Origin of the sequence: Paraburkholderia sp. 22099 (assembly GCF_052045835.1) — a bacterium.
GTDB lineage: Bacteria > Pseudomonadota > Gammaproteobacteria > Burkholderiales > Burkholderiaceae > Paraburkholderia > Paraburkholderia terricola.
Genome location: NZ_JBQEPU010000006.1, coordinates 1 through 19282, shown reverse-complemented (window position 1 = coordinate 19282; position 19282 = coordinate 1). Strand labels below are relative to the sequence as shown.

The 19282-nt window shown below is 57.4% G+C and carries 11 protein-coding genes; 10 read left to right on the top strand and 1 reads right to left on the bottom strand.

Annotated features, from left to right (window positions below; genetic code table 11):
• Positions 1-7: 7 nt before the first annotated feature.
• From ACTJLC_RS07680 to ACTJLC_RS07650, 7 genes are all read left to right on the top strand, one after another.
• The gene (locus ACTJLC_RS07680) at positions 8-4747 is read left to right on the top strand and encodes an RHS repeat-associated core domain-containing protein (protein WP_440843434.1); all 4740 of its coding nucleotides are present in this window, start codon (positions 8-10) and stop codon (positions 4745-4747) included.
• Between the two features lie 4 nt (positions 4748-4751).
• Positions 4752-5207 (top strand): hypothetical protein, encoded by a 456-nt coding sequence (locus ACTJLC_RS07675; RefSeq protein WP_440843432.1) that lies wholly within the window; start codon positions 4752-4754, stop codon positions 5205-5207.
• A gap of 64 nt (positions 5208-5271) precedes the next feature.
• Positions 5272-5559, top strand: coding sequence for a PAAR domain-containing protein (locus ACTJLC_RS07670; RefSeq protein ID WP_106356139.1), 288 nt, complete (start codon positions 5272-5274; stop codon positions 5557-5559).
• Positions 5560-5759: 200 nt separating this feature from the next.
• A complete protein-coding gene (locus tag ACTJLC_RS07665; protein ID WP_440843429.1) occupies positions 5760-6488 on the top strand; it encodes a hypothetical protein in 729 nt (242 codons plus the stop codon).
• A 57-nt stretch (positions 6489-6545) separates the two neighbouring features.
• A complete protein-coding gene (locus ACTJLC_RS07660; RefSeq protein ID WP_440843427.1) occupies positions 6546-9227 on the top strand; it encodes a type VI secretion system Vgr family protein in 2682 nt (893 codons plus the stop codon).
• 2 nt (positions 9228-9229) lie between these two features.
• Positions 9230-10693 carry a hypothetical protein gene (locus ACTJLC_RS07655; RefSeq protein WP_440843425.1) on the top strand — a complete coding sequence of 488 codons (1464 nt, stop codon included), beginning with the start codon at positions 9230-9232 and terminating at the stop codon, positions 10691-10693.
• The gene (locus ACTJLC_RS07650) at positions 10690-11451 is read left to right on the top strand and encodes a hypothetical protein (protein ID WP_440843423.1); all 762 of its coding nucleotides are present in this window, start codon (positions 10690-10692) and stop codon (positions 11449-11451) included. The genes ACTJLC_RS07655 and ACTJLC_RS07650 overlap by 4 nt, the downstream gene beginning before the upstream one ends.
• Before the next feature lie 366 nt (positions 11452-11817).
• Here the strand turns inward: ACTJLC_RS07650 and ACTJLC_RS07645 are convergent, their stop codons facing one another.
• Positions 11818-12201, bottom strand: a complete 384-nt coding sequence (locus ACTJLC_RS07645) for a hypothetical protein (protein ID WP_310135943.1) — start codon at positions 12199-12201, stop codon at positions 11818-11820.
• A 301-nt stretch (positions 12202-12502) separates the two neighbouring features.
• Here ACTJLC_RS07645 and ACTJLC_RS07640 point away from each other — a divergent pair, with 301 nt between their 5' ends.
• From ACTJLC_RS07640 to ACTJLC_RS07630, 3 genes are read left to right on the top strand one after another with little or no spacing between them, the layout of a single operon-like run.
• Complete coding sequence (locus ACTJLC_RS07640) at positions 12503-15022, top strand: type VI secretion system Vgr family protein (protein WP_440843421.1); 2520 nt, start codon at positions 12503-12505, stop codon at positions 15020-15022.
• A 46-nt stretch (positions 15023-15068) separates the two neighbouring features.
• Positions 15069-17933, top strand: a complete 2865-nt coding sequence (locus ACTJLC_RS07635) for an SH3 domain-containing protein (RefSeq protein ID WP_440843419.1) — start codon at positions 15069-15071, stop codon at positions 17931-17933.
• A complete protein-coding gene (locus ACTJLC_RS07630; RefSeq protein ID WP_440843417.1) occupies positions 17930-18982 on the top strand; it encodes a hypothetical protein in 1053 nt (350 codons plus the stop codon). The genes ACTJLC_RS07635 and ACTJLC_RS07630 overlap by 4 nt, the downstream gene beginning before the upstream one ends.
• The last annotated feature ends 300 nt before the right edge of the window (positions 18983-19282 follow it).

The following is a 19282-nucleotide window of genomic DNA, read 5'->3' as shown; positions in this document are numbered from 1 at the left end:
ACCCAGCATGAGCGCAGCCGCTGCCCAGACCACCGCCGTTGTCCGAACCGAAGTCGCAATCGCGCCGCTCGTCACCATAGCGAAGGAGGACGTCGGTTCCGCACTCGAGCAATTCGATGCATGGCTCAAGAGCGTCAGCGATGGCTATATCACCCTCGATCGCGTCGAGCAACTGGCGAACTACATTCCCGTCGTTTCGAACATTCTGTCTGCGATCGACGTCGTGATGGATATCAAGCGGCTGATCGAAGCGGAGTCTAAAGACTTCTTCGACTATCTGAACCTGGGCATCGACCTGATCGGTGTCATTCCGCTGCCACCGGTGATGGGTGAATTCCGCATGGGTGCCCGGCCGCTGATGAAGCTGGCCCGGGAGGAACTCGCGAGAAGCGCAAAGGCCGTTGCGGAAGGCGGAGCACAGATGATCGCCGATACGGTGATCTCGGTGCTGGTGGCGCACATCAGCGCGAAGTTTGCTGGCGACATCGAAAAATTCATTCAGGAAGTGCAGGCCAAGCTCGCGCAGATGCTCAATGACTGCGCGGATCATGCGAAGAAGCTGCTCGAAGGTCTTGCGCAGATTTTTGAAGGTGCGGCGTCGGGCAAGCTTTTCGACACATCGGGCAACTATCGCGCGGCTGACAAGCATCTGGAGCAAGTCAGCGACGGCTTTGCCGCCCATGATGCGAGCAAGGTTGCCGAGAACCTGTGGTCGTATCTGAAGGACGGCACCAAGGTACTGGTCAAGGACGCGGCAAATCTCGCCTCCCGCGCAGCGAATGAAATCTCGCCATCGACGAACCAGCAGCTCAAGCAAATGGCTGCGGAAGCGCGCCACGCGATTCCGATGGTGACGGAAAAGATCAAGGGTTTGAATAGTGCGGACGTCGGCGGCCTGATCTGGATGCTCGACGCGCTGATGAAGGCCGTGGCTAAGTGGAAGGAAAAGCAGAAACACAAACAGACTGTCGGCATCAAGGCAGCCGGCAAGGTCGAAGCCGAGTTGAAGAAAACCGAAGGCGAACTGGAGACAATCGCCACGCAGGGGAAGGCGAAGCACCCAGGGGCGAGCGACTGCAAGAGCTGTGGTCTGGGACGCAGCGGCGGCTCGATCGGCTATGCACTCGGCGACGAGCGCTTCGATCACCAAGACTTTGTCTTGCCCGGCGCGATGCCGGTAGTGTGGCGACGTACTTACCGGTCATTTCTCTCTGAATATGACGAAAGCAATCTGGGTGCGCGCTGGATCACTCCCTACACCACGCGCTTCGATATCCACGCGGCGAAGCTTGTGTATCACGATCCGAGTGGACGCAGTCTTGAGTACCCACTGCTCAAGGCGGGCGAGACGCACGACGATCTCGCTGAGGACCTCACGCTCGCGCGACTCGATGACCAGTGGCTCACGCTCACGCGCGGGCATGAACTGCTCGAAGCGTATGAAAAACGCGGCGGCGCCTTCCGTCTCGCTTTCCTGAAGGATCGCAACGGCAGTCAGGTCACACTGGACTACGACGACGCACATCGGCTCACGCGGCTGATCACCGCGCAAAGTATCGTCGTGTTTTCACACGATGCAGGCGGCCGCCTCGTCGAAGCTGTGGAGATCGACCAGGAAGGTGAACGGATCGGCACGCTGGTGCGTTACGCGTACGACCAGCATGGCGACCTCATTGCGGCAACCGACCGCCACGGCAATCGTCGCGAGTACGCCTACACGCATCACCTTGTGACCCGGTACACGGATCGCACCGGCCGTGGCATGAATCTGGAATGGGATGGCTCTGGACCCAAGGCGAAGTGCGTGCGCGAATACGCGGACGACGGGAGCTACGACACACGCCTCGCGTGGCACCCAGACATCCGTCTCGTCGACGTGAGTGACGCCCTCGGCAACGTCACTCGCTATTACTTCGATATCGACGGTTACACGTATCGAATCATTCATGCGGACGGCCTCAATGAATGGTTCTACCGCGACGCCCAACATAATCTGACGCAGCATATTTATCCGGACGGCAGCGTCGAGCGTTTCACCTACGACGAGCGCGGCAACCTGATTGAGCAGGCCCGTCCGGATGGCAGCGTGGTACGCATGGAGTACGACGCAAAGGATCAGATGATTGTGATCATCGATCCGCAAACATATCGCTGGACCCGCGAGTACGATGACGCGGGTAATGTCACGACGCAGATTGATCCGCTGGGTCACAAAACCCAATACAGCTACAACGATCAAGGGCAACCAACCGAAATCGTTGACGCAAAGGGCGGGGCAAAGGCACTCGCATATGATGCTGCGGGGCGCCTTGTCAGCTATACAGATTGCTCGGGAAAGACAACGCAGTGGACCTATGATGGAGAAGGCCGCCTGCTCGAGAGCAAGGACGCGGGTGGGCGGAGTGTCATCTATCGTTACGGTGGCAACGGACAACTGGCCAAAGTCCAATCTGCTGCGGGAATCGAGAAGCTGGAATACGACGCCGAGGGCCGGCTCCTGGTGCATACGGATCCGCTGAACCGCGTCACGCGCTATGGATACGACGCCGCCGGGCGGATCGCGAATCGACGCGATGCATCGGGCGAACTGCTGACCTATCGCTATGACCGGGTCGGACGCCTGAGCGCGCTCACCGATTCAAATCACGCGACTTACCAGTTCCATTACGATCCGGTCGGCCGACTCCTCGAGGAAATTGCCTTCGACGGGATGACGACCCGCTACGCCTATGACGCGGCGAATGGCCAGTTGCAAACCGTCGATGAAGCGGGTCAAACGACCCAGCTCGAATACGACAGCGGTGGACGCCTTGCACGGCGCATCGCCGGTGCAAGCGACGAGCGCTTCATGTACGACGGAAATGGCCGCCTGATCGATGCACAAAACGCAATCAGCCGGGTGCAGCATTTCTTCGACCCAGTCGGCAATCTGGTGCGCGAACATCACGCGCAAGAGTTATTCGGCGAGCGCCGCAGCTATGTATGGCGACACGAGTACGACGAGATCGGCACGCGCATCAAAACCGTGCGCCCGGATGGTCATGCGATCGACTGGCTGGTTTATGGCACGGGCCATGTGCATGGCATGCAGATCGACGGCCAGGAACTGATTCAGTTCGAACGTGACGACCTGCATCGCGAAACACAGCGCACGCTATCGAACCGGATTGCACAGAACACGCGCTACGATCCGGTCGGGCGAATGGAATCCCAGGCACTTAGGCGTGCCGGCGCACCCGCTCCGATCGTGGCACGCCGGTATCAGTACGATGCCGTGGGACAGCTAAAGGAGATTGACGACAGCCGGCACGGGGTGACTCGCTACCAGTACGATCCCGTCGGCCGGCTGATCGAAGCTGTCAGCCCTTTTGCGACCGAGCGTTTCGCATTCGACCCCGCAAGTAACATCGTCGATCCGGGTAGCGCTGCACAGGCGCGCACTGGCGGAGGGCAACAACTAAGTAGCCTGCCTGCGCGTACGCCAAAAGTCTTGGGCAATCTGTTGACGGACTATGCCGGCACACACTTTACGTACGATGCCCGCGGGAACCTGATCGCGAAGCGCTCACCCGGCGCCGAACAGCGCTACGAGTGGGACGAGTTCAACCGGATGACAGCCGCAAGTGTCGCTGAGCCAGCACGCCGTCACGAGGCGCGCTACTTCTACGATGCGTTCGGACGCCGCATCGGCAAAGAAGTCGACGGCGCGCGTACGACGTTTGGCTGGGACGGCGACACGCTGGCTTACGAAAGCGTCGACAAAGGTAGCACCCATTATGTGTATGAAGCGGGGTCGTTCGTGCCGCTGGTGCAGTTCGTCTCCGGCCCGGTTACAGGTATTGCTACACCCGATTGGAAGCAGACCGATCGCTACGCGCCGGAAGATGATCCGCTACTGAAGCCTGTAAGTTCCCTCTCCCCTGCGCACGCTTTTTATTACCACTGCGATCAGCTTGGCACCCCGCAGTTGCTTACCGATGAGCTCGGTGAGGTTGTGTGGGAAGCCAAATACAAGGCGTGGGGTGAAACTCGGGACGTGATAGCGCGGGTGTCGAAGGTGACGCTCAGCGCTCCGCGCAACCCGATCCGTTTCCAGGGGCAGCAACTCGACGAAGAGACTGGGCTCGCGTATAACCGGCATCGCTACTATGATCCGAGCACGGGACGGTTTACTGCCAAAGACCCGATTGGGCTGCTGGGCGGCGGAAACGTTTACCAATACGCGCCGAATCCGACTGGCTGGATCGACCCGCTGGGGCTCAAGAAGAAAGCGCAAACGCCGAACAAGGATTGCTGCCAGAAAGATCCCTGTGCCGGGAAAGATCCCGCTGCGCAGGCTAGAAGCTGGCAAGGCAAAGACCCTTATCCGGGAGTCGACTCTTATACGAACACGGTCCTGAAGCGCGGTACAGTGTTGTACACGTTGTATCCGTATGCGCCGCCTGACAAGATCGCGACTGCTTTGCCCGGCAATTATTTCTCCGACGCTCGCACGATTCTCAGCACCGGTGGATCAGCGCGCGAGTACAACGACATGACGCAGATTTCGCACGCGAGCAATACCCCCAACGCCCGGCCGATGAGAAGCCAACTGAGGGCATTCGTCGTCACGAAGGACATTTGTGTAGCGAAGGGGCAGTCGCTCGCCAATCCCAATCTGGGCAAGGGCGGAGGCACTCAGTATTTCGTAGCGAGCGCCGACAAGGGCAGCCTCGTTGGCGGCAACATTTTGAAGTTTGGGAGTTAACTGAATGGCTACGTTTGATTTTGCCACTGGCACGCTGACTATCGACGCGTCAACGAGCCTGTTTCACGGCAGACCGTCGCCTGACGAATCGCCTTTGTCCGGCGGAACGGAACTGGCGAAGTACGGCGAGTGGGAAAACTATGGCATCAAGAACGTGAAAGTATGGGGCAAGACTTTTGGCGTAGCGGCTCGCTTTTGCAATAGAAAACTCGCAATGATCGACTTCGTGTGGGTCGATGGAGTTGCAAAAAAGATCGACTGGTCGGCGACTGAGGATGATCTCGTGAAGGAAAAGAAGACGCTGTCAAAGTTGATCGCATCCGAAGCGCAATCGCCTTGTGTGTCTTCCACGATCGGCGCGGACACATTCGTCTTCAATTGGGGAACGCTTACTGTGCACGCCGACCTGCGCTCAATGATTGTCACGATAAGCGTCGCGTATACAGAGGAAAAAGCGTAGGCGGCCGACATGACGGCCCACCAAACAGGGTTGAATGCGCGAAATTTTAAGCCTCGGAAGCATCATGAAACGATATCTGATTTTGAACGGCGACAAGACGACAGCCAACGGCGTCGTTCAGGCAGTCTCCACCTCTATTCAATTGAGCGATAAAGACGTCGCCCATGAAGGGGATCCGGTCGCATGCCCCGCTTGCAATACAACGGGAAAAATCCAGTGCGATGGACCGCGCCAGGTTATGACCGCGCCGGACGGAAGGCACGCTGCGTTAAGTGACGATCTATGTATATGCGGCTGCCATCCGCCGCCGCGGCTCGTGTCCTCGCAGCAGATGATGTCCGTAGAAGCATAGTGCAGCGGGATGAATCAGTGCGACATGCGGGATCACGTCAAAGATGAATTCCCCCAGACTTTGCTCCCGCCATGGTTTGCATGGGGAACATCGAATCGTCAAAGGATGTCGATGCCTGCATCGGATCAAGGGGGCGGTTTGCTGCAGGTCAGCTAGTCAAGGTGTCGTTCGACAGGCCGAAGCGCAGCAGGGAGGTCCGGATGCACCGGGCTGAACTGACCGAGTATGCACACCTCATCGCTTACGCAGGAGAGACCGCTCATCTGAAAGACGTTCCGGCAATAGCCGCAATCGAAAGTTCTTTGGTTCCGGTCTGCCCACGCTGTCTCGACGAATTGTTGGTGCGCTCCGAGGAACAACCCGTGCAGGTCACCTCGCGGGAAAGCGCTTTCGACACGTCGCTCGTTGCTGAAGACGCCAATGTGTCGGAGGGCGTTCCTTCCTGCCCAGTACACGGCCTTGCACGTCTGAAGAGAACTTCGCCGCAGATTGCTAACGCAAATGATTCTGGTGGCCTGCTTCCATGCAGTGCATTAATTAAAACCATCCTCGCATCTGACAAGCATGAAAATGTCTTCTGGTTTGAAGCTGACTATTTGCGTAAGAGGTTTGGACCAGGAATAGATTTGACATCGTCGACCTGTCGGTTGAAGCAGGGGGAACAAGGGGAAGCATTGCTGGAAGGAGCCGCACGGGTTTGCCCTCGATGTTTGCGCGACTTTCTGTTCCATAATGGTGTCGAAGTCTGGATGACTCCTTCAAGCCCGAGATGTTTAATGGATCCCCCTGAAATACCGAAGCGTTTTCTTGCGGCAGCACTTATGTGCCGAAATGCTGTTTTTACCGATTCCCGAAATGCATCGATGAAAGGCGAAACAAATTCCGATTTAACACTTGTTTCCACTGAATTGATTGCTGTAAACGTCTGATCTTTTGTATTATCGCGCGATAGCGCGGGGGCGCAATTTGCATAAAAGAGAGGCGGTATGGGTGCGCAGGACATTATCGCGGCGATAAATGGCGGATTGCTGCAAAGGGACCGGCTGCTGAAACTCGACACGCCACTGGGTACTAACGTCCTTTTGCCGCAAAGGCTGTTGGGCCATTCGCGGCTAGGTCGTGATTACGAATTTACTCTGGATGGCGTTTCAACCAACGACAATATCGAGTTGAAGACCCTGATTGCCCAGCCCGTCACGCTTTGGGTTCAGCAAACCGACCAGTCGTACGTCCCGCATCACGGTTATGTCAACACGGCCCGTCGTTTGGGGTCTGACAGCGCCATTACCAGCTACCAGATTGGCTTTGTTTCCTGGATGCATTTTCTGCGTTTCAGAAAAGATGCACGAATCTGGCAGGATAAAGCCGTCGATGATATTCTCACCGATGTATTCAATATGCATCCGCAGGCGCAAGGTGCATTCCGGTTCTTATTGCGCAATCCTTTGCCTCAGCGTTCGTTCTGCGTGCAGTACGAGGACGACTGGAATTTCTGTCACCGGCTGATGGAAACGGAAGGGCTCTTCGGCTATTTCGAACAGGCTGCCGATGGTAAATCGCACACGCTGGTTATCACCGACGATATCGGCAGCTTGCGACCGCTTTCGCCGCAGGTGGTAGATTTCTACCGTTCTGGCACGAACAGCGAAACCGATGCCTTCGTGCAGTGGAGCGGCACGCGCACGCTGCAAAGCACCACGCTCACCACGCGGACATTCGACTATAAGTCGCCGGCGTCGTCTGCCAATCCCAAGGGTACGACGATCCCGACAATGACCACGCAGGGCGACCTGCCGCAGCAGGCCGAAGTGTATGAGTACACGGGCGCGTATACGTACGGACAGCAGGACCGCGGCGACCATCTCTCGAAGGTGAGGATGGAAGAGTGGGAGTCGCGGGCGAAGCGTTTCCACGGCGTAGGCGCGGTCCGTCGCATTGACGCAGGCCGCTGGTTCGAGCTGCAAAACCACCCGGAGCACGACACTGACAGTCAGCAGGACCGGCAGTTTGCTGTGATCGACGTCGAATGGGTCGTCGAGAACAACCTGCCGGTCTCGGGCGGCACGACAGATTTCCCGCATAGCCTCAAGCAGACGATTACCACGGCGCGGGCTCAGCATGGAGCCGATCAGACGCTTGTCGTTAAAGGTAGCGACGGCAGTGAAGGCTTCTTCATGGCGACAGTCGAAGCGCAGCGCAAGGCCATCCCGTTCCGGAGTCCACTTGACCATCAGAAGCCCGAGATGCACATGCAGACGGCGAGCGTGGTGGGTCCGGCGAACGAGGAAGTCTTCACGGATTCGCTGAACCGCATCAAGGTGCAGATGCACTGGGATCGCCTGAACCCCGGCGATGAGAACGCGTCGTGCTGGATGCGCGTTGCGCAATCGCATGCTGGTGGCGGGCATGGCGGCGTACATGTACCGCGCATCGGCGAAGAAGTCATTGTGTCGTTCCTCGACGGCGACTGCGACAAGCCGCTCGTCACCGGCCGCGTCTATAACGGAGCGAAGACTCCCGACTGGCATTCGAATGGGATCCTGTCGGGATATAAGTCGAAGGAATACCAGGGCAGCGGCTACAACCAGATGGTGATGGACGATGCCACCGGCCAGAACCGGGTGCAGCTCTACAGCACGAGCGCAGACTCCCAACTGCATCTTGGATATCTGATCGCGCAAACAGGCAACTCGCGCGGCGCCTATCTCGGCAGCGGCTTCGATTTGAAGTCCGATGCGTATGGTGCGGTCCGGGCGGGGCAAGGCTTGTATGTGTCGACGCATCCAACGACCGGGACATCAAGCCAGCCTCTCGACGTCCGTGACGCGAGTAATCAGTTGGTCAATTCGGAAAGCGTGATCGAAGCGCTAAGCCAGGCAAGCGAAACCCATCAGGCAGAAAGCCTGAAAGACGGTCACGACTCGCTCAAAACTTTTACCGATGCGACACAGAGCAGCGTAGCGGGCGCAACAGGTAGCGGTGGCAATACCGCAGGCGGTGGCATTGGCAATGCCAACGGCTTCAAGGAGCCGATCATGCTGTTCGCGACGCCATCGGGCATCGGGATGTCGACACAACGGTCAGCACACGTCGCCGCGACCGAGCATGTCAACCTCGTCAGCGGCCAGAGTACCCACATCGCAACCGGCAAGTCGCTGCTCGTGAGCGTTGCCGAAAAGATCAGCCTGTTCGCACAGAACGCGGGTATGAAGCTTTTCGCGGCGAAGGGAAAAGTCGAAATCCAGGCGCAAGGCGATAACCTTGAAATCACCGCCCAGAAGACGCTGAAGTTGCTCTCCGCGACCGAGAAAATCGATGCGGCTGCCAAGCAGGAAATTCTTCTCACGTCGGGTGGCGCGTACGTGCGCATTTCCGGCGGCAACATCGAGATTCATGCGCCGGGAAAGATTGACATCAAAGGAGCCCAGCACGCTTTCAGCGGCCCGACGAGTCTCGATCGAACTTACAACGCAGAAGGCAAGAAAGCCGACATGCGCATCCGCTACATGGATGCGGAGGGCAAAGTGCCCGAAGGTGAACCGATCAAGCTCGCGTCGGAGGATGGCGCGCTGCATAACGTCGTTCTCGATGGTGAGGGCAAAGGCGAACTTAAGGGCATTGATTTCGGCAAGTTCGTGGCAGACCAAGTCAAGCGAAGCGGAGAATAACAATGGCCGACCGTCCCCTGATCCAACATACCGTGTGCATCGATTTACCGGGTGAACCGGTCGAATGCTGGGCCGAGACTGATATCACCGTTCTGCTACGCAAGCACCGCGACGTGATATTCGATATTCAGGTGAAGAAGGGAGCAACCTATACCGTCGAAGCAACCGAGGACTGGATTTACGACGTGGTCAAGAAAAAGCGCGTCAAGCAGGGGCAGTTCCAGGACGGCCAGCGTTATCACATCTGGATTAGCAGGGATTTCAAGGGACATCTGATACTCAAGCAGAATGGCAAGGTGTATCAGAACTATTCTATGCAGATGTTCGGCTTGACGAACACCGCCGCTTCGCCGAAAGCCAAACCTGAGCCGATCATCATCGCGATCGGTACGAATCACGCCTCGCATCCGCCTACCGCTCCAACGTCATCGAAGTCGACGAACGTATCGCCACTGATCACGTACCCGCAAGCGCCCACCCCCGAGTATCTGCGCCTTGCGCCGCCGTTTGATCCGCTGCGCGCAGATCAGCAGTGGTCGTGCCCGTTGCCGATCAAGTTGGCGCCTGGCACCACGGTCGAGCCGACGCAGGAAGCGCATGTCTTCGAAGTCGACAAGAGCTCGGTTCCCAAGGAAGTTGTAGATGCGCTGGCCGCGGGCGGCTCTGACGAAACGGCGATCGACACTAACAAGATTGCGACACGTAACTGGCTAATTGGGCAACTGGCCGGTGCAACGGCGTTTCTAAACGATAACAAGCAGTGGATTCAGGAGCTCTGGGGAGAGAAGTTCAGATTGACGAAGGTTGTTCACAAAAACGTCGGAGAAAGACTGTATGTCGTTTTCACCGGAAACCCGAGATTGCGCAAGCTGGTGACGGCCGCGCGGTACGGCGTGAAGAACGAAAAGGTGCTGACGATTGCTGGCGGCGCTGGCACGGCAGAGTCGGGCGCGGCGGCAGCCTGGGAAGGATCCAAGGGCGCATTTAAGAAGGCCGGTTTGATTGCGTTGATTTTTACCGTCACGCTCGATACGGCTGAATGGCTTCACGATTACGAAGAGATCGGCCCGGACGGAAAGCGAAAAAAGGACTTTGCGGATCTGCTCGGCAAGATAGGCATCGATCTTGCCAAGGCGGGCTTAAGTGCCGCCATTGCTTCCGTCGTGGTTGGGGCCATCGTGGCCGGACTGGCGGGCACTGTGGCCCTGCCGGTTGCCGCAATCGTGGTGGGAACCATTGTCGTGGCGATCGCGGTGGGTTACGGGCTCGACTGGGTCGACAAGAAAACGCACGCGACGGAGCATGTCACTTCGTGGTTTCGCTCTATCGGCGAGTCGATGAAGCACGCGGCCGAATACTTGGAAAAGTCCATGCCAAAAGATTACGATACGTACCCCAATGATGTACATGCCGTGATAGGACATCCACCGGAAAGCGAACCTAGATGCCACGAGCACAATCGATGACGAAGCCCCGGGCGGAACCGAAAGACTCGGTTTGGGAGATGACGAAGAAAGCCGCGCCGATGAGCCTGTTGCTTCCCTTGCTGGGCACGGGTATTTCGTACGCGGCATATGCAGACGATCTTGCGGTATCTGGATGGCCATGGAAAATCGGCCTGCTCGTTACGCTGTTTTGCCTTTTCGTACCGTTCGCTGTCTCGATGATGTACCGCCGCACGAACCTGTTGTGGGTGTGCGGATTGGTACTGTCGACCGGAATATTTGCCGTCTATTTTTTCTTTGGTGTATTCGCTTATTTTTACTATTTTGTGTTTGCACCAATGTCCCCCGTTCTGCGTTGGCCAGGACTATTGGGCGGGATTGCATTGACGCTGTACTGGATCGTCATGTCGCGGCGAACAGTGAAGCATACGATCACGACAACCTCTTTCGTCAAGGAGGCCTTCGACGAAAATGCATCTGCCTTTCGCTATCGAACGCAAGCCGGAATGGCGCTGTTCGAGCGGCTCAATAAAGAGCGTTCGCCGTTTCCAAAAATCTATTCCTACATTGCCTTCGGTATTGCGCCCTTCTATCTGATATTGGGTCGATTATTGTCGTCGAGCTTTGGGACGAACGGTGTGTTGTTCGCCTTGGCGGTGTTGGGTATGCCAGTGTCGCTTTGGTTTGTTGGCCTGCTCGTCCGCATCTATCTCGTGATGATCCGATTACCTAGAAAGCTGGAGCAGGAACATCGCAAGCCTGTGTTGGTGGCCGATTAGGGGAATGGGGCATTTTATGCAAGTGATGCGCCACCATCTGTCGGGACTGAGGGTTTGTGCCACGCGCGGTGGAGCGTGAAGGTGGAAGACGATCTGCCGGCCTACAAGATCAGACTTCGATAGAAGTCGAGCACTGAGCGGCAACCAGTTTCGGCGGCGGAGTGCACTGGCAGATGCACAGATCGTCGCTCGGTGCCGATAGTCGCGTGCATGCCCGCGTGCTGTCCCGGCACTGGCGCCCGACCGAACCGCTGCACCGCGCCATAGTTGAAGGGGCGGTGCCGGTCTCGAACCGAACCAGTGTACCGGCTGCCTCTTTGGCACTCGGCGCCCGATGAGGCCCGCATCCCAAGAAGAGCTGCGAAGTCACCATGGTGACCGCTTGTCGCTTTTTCCGAAATGCAGCACACGCTGCTGGGCTTCGCCAATTGCATAAACCGGGGCACGCTGCAACTGCTGTTCGTGCAAATCGAGAATCCCGGTAATCAGCAAGCAGTCGGCTGCTTCGATGAGCCAGATGTTTTTCCTTGCGTTTCTGGCCGCAGCATCCAGGATGCGTTCTGCATCAAGATAGAGTTCACGCTTCGCTGCACCGAACCCAGCCTCCTGAAGATACCAGGCGAGATAGAGCCTCTTTACCAGTTCTGCCAGCAGATCGCCGTTACCCTTGCCGGCCCGAAATGCTGCCAGGGCGAGGTGCCAGTGCAGCGACTGTTCGCGCACAAAAGTGGCCGTGTGTGGCAAGAGCATGGTCTTGCCAAGCGGCTTTCTGCTCGACCGCCCCCCTGCGGACCGCCTCTTACGATTTTGTGACATGAATTATGCTTTCTGATTGGTATCGTTTAATACCGAAATCGTAATCTATGGGGAAAGCTGGGCGACTATCAGAATGCCCGCTTGACAAAATTTACCGATATGCCGAACGCATATCGGACTGTGCAAATAAATGCCGTTTTACATTTGTTGATATTGGCTAGCTGGCCGATTGATCTGAACTTTTGTAGAATCGCGCAGAGCGCGGTCGCTCGATCAGCCAACAAGAAGAGGCAGTATGGGAGCGCAGGACATAATCGGGGCAATAACTGGCGGACTCGTCCAGAGTGACCGCCTGATGAAACTGGATAGTTCGCTGGGTAATAATATTCTGCTTCCGCAGCGGCTTGTCGGTTATTCACGGATTGGCCGCCATTACGATTTCACCGCTGATGTCGTTTCCAAATCTGCGACGATAGAACTCAAAACCCTGATCGCACAGCCTGTCACGCTGTGGATGCTGCAGACCGACAGGTCCTATCTGCCTTACCATGGCTACGTACACACGGCGCGACGTCTAGGATCAGATACCGGCCTCACGAGCTATCAGATCGGCTTTGCATCGTGGATTCACTTTCTGCGCTTTCGCAAGGATGCGCGAATCTGGCAAGACAGACCGGTTGACGAAATCTTGACCGACGTCTTCAACATGCACCCGCAGGCCCGGGGAGCATTTCGCTTCGCGTTGAGCAAGCCCCTCCCGTCACGTTCATTCTGCATGCAATACGAGGACGACTGGAATTTTGTCCACCGGCTGATGGAAAGCGAAGGGCTGTTCGGCTACTTCGAACAAGCCAGCGACGGCAAATCGCATACCCTTGTCGTCACAGATAATCTGGATACATTCCAGCCGCTTTCGCCCCAGACCGTCGGGTTCTATCGCGCGGGCACGAATAGCGAAACTGATGCTCTGGTGCAGTGGTCGGGCACGAGAACACTTCAAAGCACAACACTCACGACCCGCACCTTCGATTACAAGGCACCGGCTTCGTCCGCAAGTCCGAAAGGCACAAATATCCCGACGCTTCCCACGCAGGGAAATTTGCCCCAGCAAGCCGAGGTATATGAATATACGGGTGCTTACACCTACGGCAGCCAGGACCGGGGTGATGCCCTCTCAAAAATCCGCATGGAAGAATGGGAATCGCGGGCGAAGCGTTTTTACGGTTCCGGCGGTGTGCGGCGGATAGACGCCGGTCGCTGGTTTGAACTGGATGACCACCCTGATCACGCCACGGATAGTGGGGAGAACAGGCAATTCGCTGTTATCGAGGCGGCATGGTTCGTTGAAAACAACCTGCCTGTGTCCAGTCAGGCTGCTGATTTCCCGCACAGCCTGAAAGGCGAACTGGCGGCGGTTAGATCGAGTCACGCCTCTGAAGAGGGGTTGAAGGTCAGACACGTCGATGGAAGTGAGGGCTTTTTCCTCGTTGAAGTAGAAGCGCAGCGCAAGGTTGTGCCGTATCGTAGCCCGTTGGAACATCACAAGCCGGTAATGCACGCTCAGTCAGCGATTGTTGTCGGACCGGCTAACGAAGAGGTCTATACCGACCAACTCAATCGCATCAAGATCCGCTTTCATTGGGACCGACTCAATGACGGCGACGAAAAAGCATCATGCTGGGTGCGGGTTGCCATGTCCGATACCGGTGGCGGATACGGCGGTGTGCATGTCCCAAGAGTCGGCGAAGAGGTCCTGATTAACTGGGTTGACGGCGATTGTGACAGGCCGCTCGTAACGGGCCGCTTCTATAACGGCGCGACACAACCGCACTGGCATTCCAACGGGTTGCTCTCTGGCTACAAGTCCAAGGAATATCAGGGCAGCGGCTACAACCAGATGGTGATGGATGACTCGACGGGCCAGAACCGCGTTCATTTGTATTCCACGAGCACGAATGCGCATTTGCACCTGGGTTATCTCATCGTCCAGAGCGGCAACACGCGGGGATCATACTTGGGCAGTGGCTTCGATCTGAAGTCTGACGCCTTCGGCGCTGTGCGCGCGGGTCAAGGTCTGTATGTCACCACCCACCCGGCGAGCAATCAACCGCTGGATGTCCGTCAGAGTACTTCGCAACTGGCAAATTCGGAAAGCGTGCTTGATGCGATGTCTGACGCCAGCACCACGCACCAGGCGGAAAGTCTCAAGGATGGTTGCGACTCGCTGAAGGCATTCACCGACGCGACACAGAACAACGTGTCGGGTTCATCGTCAGGTGGAAATACCGCAGGCGGTGGAACAGGAAGCGCAAATGCGTTCAGAGAACCGCTCATGCTGCTCGGCAGCCCTTCCGGTATCGCCCTGTCCACGCAGCAGTCCGTGAACATCGCCAGCGATGCACAGACCAACCTCGTGAGCGGACAGAGCACGCACATCGCAACTGGCAAATCGTTGATCGCGAGCGTCGCACAGAAACTGAGCTTCTTCGTCCAGAACGCCGGAATGAAACTGTTCGCAGCCAAAGGAAAGGTGGAGATCCAGGCGCACAACGACAACATCGAGCTCACCGCACAAAAAAGCGTCAAGCTTGTTTCAGCGACCGAGCAGATTCAGGCTATCGCCAAGGGCGAAATTCTGTTGACCTCGGGAGGCGCCTATATCCGCCTCAAGGACGGCAACATCGAGATTCACGCTCCGGGCAACGTCGATGTGAAGGGCGCGCAGCACAGCTTCAATGGCCCCGTTCGCCTTGACGAGAAGTTTCCCTCATGGGTTGACAGCAAGCCGAAGCGGTCGGTGGACTTTTCGGGGTGACGGCGATGACGTCCTCTCAAAAAACGAACTGAACAAAGGATAGCCAGTGGCACAACAACAAGAACAGCCGTCGAAAGTCGAGAGATGGGCGTATCCGTTTCCTTTGAAGAATCCCGGTGCACGTCCTGCGCCGGAGGACTATCTCAGCGCGCTCAGCACGTCGGAAGACGGTTTTTATCCGATCGGTGCGAACGGGCTCTGGCACGGCGGAATCCATTTCGGGATGGCGACGGCTGGCAAGTTCGAGCAGGACCACGGCGTCAGGTGTATTGCCGACGGCGAGGTTGTGGCGTATCGCCTCAATGCGAAGCTGCAGGAGCTTGCGTATCCGGAGGGGATCAAGGCCGGTTACTCAAGTGGGTTCACACTCGTACGGCATCGGCTTGTCTTGCCAAAGCCAGCCGCGCCATCCACGCAGCCTGCGAATACCGCGAACGGCGCGCCGGCGCAGAACACAAGCACGCCTGCCGAAGACGTCTTGACGTTCTTCAGTCTCTATATGCACACGTTGCCGCTCGATGGTTACGGTGCGTCGAAGGCGCTGCCCTCTTACTATGGCGCGACGGACATTTACACAGTAGGCACCAAGGCAAACGATTTTCGCAAGAATGCGGCCGGCCAAGAGGATCACAGCCAGCCCGGCCTGAGGGTACGCGCTTCGCATGCGGCTGGCAGCGCCGTGCTAGGTTGGCTTTCGCGTGGTACGCAGATTGAAGTTGGCCAGAAACACGGTTCGTGGGGCAAGATCGCAAGTTTTGTGTCAGGTGCAGTGCAGTCTTATCAGGAAGGCGCTGCATTGCCTGCACATGCAGCGACGGGATGGGTTTTCCTGGGAGAGTTGGATAAGCAAAGCCAGCCTTCGGCTGTGGATCAGGTCTATGTTTTGCCAAAGCCTCATAAGGTTGCGGCGGGCGAAACGGTCGCCTATATAGGCGAATATCAGCGGCTCGTGGAAGCGCGGGCACATCATGGGTTGCCGCCCAAGCTAGGTGCACGTCCACTGCTCCATGTCGAGGTCTTTACGGGAGACGATATCAACGCGTTCATCTCGCGCAGCCGCGTGAGAGCGTCGCAACTCGATCCGAAATCCCGCAGCCTATTGCTGATTTCGAAGGGCGCAAAGCTGGTGCAGCCATCTTCTCCCAATTCGTCGATCCCACATGGAACATCCATCAAGGACGCCCCCGGTTCGCCGGATAGCGGTGCCTGGCGGAAGGTTTTGCAGGCTAACGCAAGCGGCACTCCGATTAGCAACGAAGCGCTCTGGGTCGCTCGCGAGAGTCCGCATGGCAATGATGCTCGGCCGGCGTGGAGGGAGTTTCCGCTGAGCTTGCAATCGGCGGGCGGCGCAGCGGCCGCCTGGACACGTGTGGTTAGCACTGCATCGGCGCAATGTTGTGCCGACGCAGACGGCAAGACGTGGTACGCGGTCAGCATCGCCGATGAGAACAATGCGCAAATCGATGGCTGGGTGTGCGATCACGGTCACCCTCTCGTTGAGCTAAAGAGTCCTTGGGATTGGCCGGGATTCGAGGTTACGAACCTGCAAACATCGGTTTCCGACATGTTCGAACGCGCACTCTTCATTGCCGATAGCGGCACGCCGGATGAGATCGCACTTTTCGAAGACTCGTTCAACAGTGCGCGCTCCGATGAAACCATTCGCAAACTCGAAGATGCCATAGACGCTCTGGAGCAGCGCGACGGCAAAATCACTGCGCACGAATTGCAGATGGCGCTCGGCAAACCGTGGCTCGCGGATCGCATCGATCACCTGATCGTGCGATACGAGAGCGAATGGGGAGGAGAGATGGGTAAGTGGGACGCGCTGGATTCGCATATGCATGCGGGATTACCTGTATGGCAGGCGGAGAAGACGCGGATAGGGGCGCTTCGATATTGGGCATCTATTAGCGGAGTGGCGGGATGGCCAACGAGTGCGAACGTCTACCATATGCATCCTGCCGGTGTCGTAGGGAATTTTTTTGATCCCGACGCTTGTGCTTGTGGCTGCTGCGTGGACGTCACCGGAACACGGTTTAAGGTGGATGCAAATACGTATTGGTACGGGCCGCAGCATTCGGGTTCGATTCAGTTGGGTGCCTGTCCGGCTTTGGCAACAATGCGGGCCAACGGGACATTAAGCGAGATTGAGGAAAGGATTTTGCGCGCAATGTCTCAGAATGAAGGCAAGGTGGATACGGTCCAAGCGATCGACAAGGCGATTATCAGCGCCGGAGCAATGCAGAAGACCATCCGAGGCGCGGAGAGCCGGGGCGAGTTGGCCACTCAGATCGCCTCTTTTCGAGACGCGCATCCGGCCGATTACCAACGGTATTTTTCCAATTGCGGCTGGACCGTGACCGGTTCGGGCGGCGATGCGTCGCTGGGGTATGCGGATTCGACGTTTACGAATGGCGTTCGGATCACCGGCGATGAGCTTTACACTGCGCTGCGGCGCGACTGTTCGATCGACACCTTTGGCAAGCCGGTCAAATGTCCGCCGGTCGCATCGATGGCTCACGCCGTATCGTCGCCGTTATATCAGGAGCTCCAAGTTAAGGATTTTGTCGATCGTCTCAATCACGCTATTGGCAAGAGGCCAAGTGGCTATGATTACCAGATCAAGGACTATTTGCAGTCGCCACTGGGCCGCGCGACCGTCCTGGATCAGGACGTCAATGCACCCGGTGCGACGGCAAACAGTATGAAATCGTCGCTAGATCATTTTTTTCAACACAATCCGCATGTGCCTCGCAATCCCGCAGAGTGGGGGGCAAACCGAGCGGCGTACGAAACCAGCATTCTGCAAGACTACGGCCCGTCGCGCTATATGGCGCAAGTGAACGGCGTGTCGGTCGCGCCGCAGCGATACTCTCATCTGGCTCAAATTCTGGGAATGCCATCTTGAAAAACGCGACCTTTAAATTTACAAAGGCAAGTGTTTCGTCGGTTAGGATCGGCTCGCCTCGCACGCAAGCTGTTGGTATCTGCACGGTGATCGCGACGGCATTTTTACTGACCGGCGGTGCGGTTGCCCCGGCACTTGCCGCCGCGCCGTCCTCCACGTTCCGGTTCACTTTGCCGGGGGGGGCGGCGATTCTTTATGGCAACGCCGCGAACCCTCAAGCGCCATTGCCCCAGCGTGCATGGAAACAGGCCGTATTCCATTTCCCGACCGGAGCGACGTTCAGCTTACTGCCACGTGCTGGCGAGCGGCAAACGGGCGGAACACAAATGGAACCACCGAGCGACAGCAATATCTCGCCATCCGGTGACTACGTTGTTATCGGGCGAATTGAGTCAGGGTCGGTATCGTCGGGGCCGGGGCAGGCGGAGTCCGACTCGAGCCGGGAGTACTGTTCCGCCATTGAGATTCGCACGGGATGCATCACCGCCGATCAAACCGGTGAGATATGTGGAGCGGGCTGGCAGGTCGGGCAGCGCGCGCGATGGGGGACTGACGATCAGACGAGGTTGATGCTTAAGAGCGACCGTCCGTCGGCAAGCCGGTTGTTGCATTTTATCAGCGCTGGACAGCCGCCACGCGCACTCATCGACGGCGATTCCGGTGCCGACAATCTCTTGCGTTGCGATCCGCCGTCGTCAGCCAATCGTGAGATCTATCGGAAGATAGCAGCCAGTTTTCGTGCGGCTGGTGCGCAGAGCGATGCAGGCCTGATTGAGGCCGCGCTGGCAAACGAGGACGGAGGCACCGCCGATACGCCAGCGCCGACGGCTGTGGAAAGCGGGCATCGTGCGATCGTATCGGTGCCAAAGGCGTCGCTTTACACGGCGCCCGATGACGCCCACGCGAGCCAAGCCTATCTGGTGCGGAACGATGCAGTGACGATATTGAAGCAGTCGCCGGCCGGTTGGGCCTATGTGGACTACGTCAATAGTTCGGGCAAACATCTGCTTCGATGGATCAAAACCGATCAACTGGCGATCGAGCCGTGATGTGATCCGCCATAGAAATCGGAACCTGTGGCGTGGCTTATTGATTCTCCGCGAGATTGTCCTGTCCGCTACTGTCTCCTTGCGCGATAGAGCACGCGGACAAACCAATGGACCGTCCTTAGCGAACCGATAAGTATCTTCAGTGTGGCCTCGTTGGCGTAATCGCAGCACCTCGATCATGGTAAGCGCGCAATAAACCACGTGGCTTGCTCTCAGCGACCGGCTGTGCGTCAGTCTGCGGAGGGGATGAGGCGCCAAGGCAATAGCGCCTCGTAGTCGTCGCCGGTGTTTGCGAGAGGC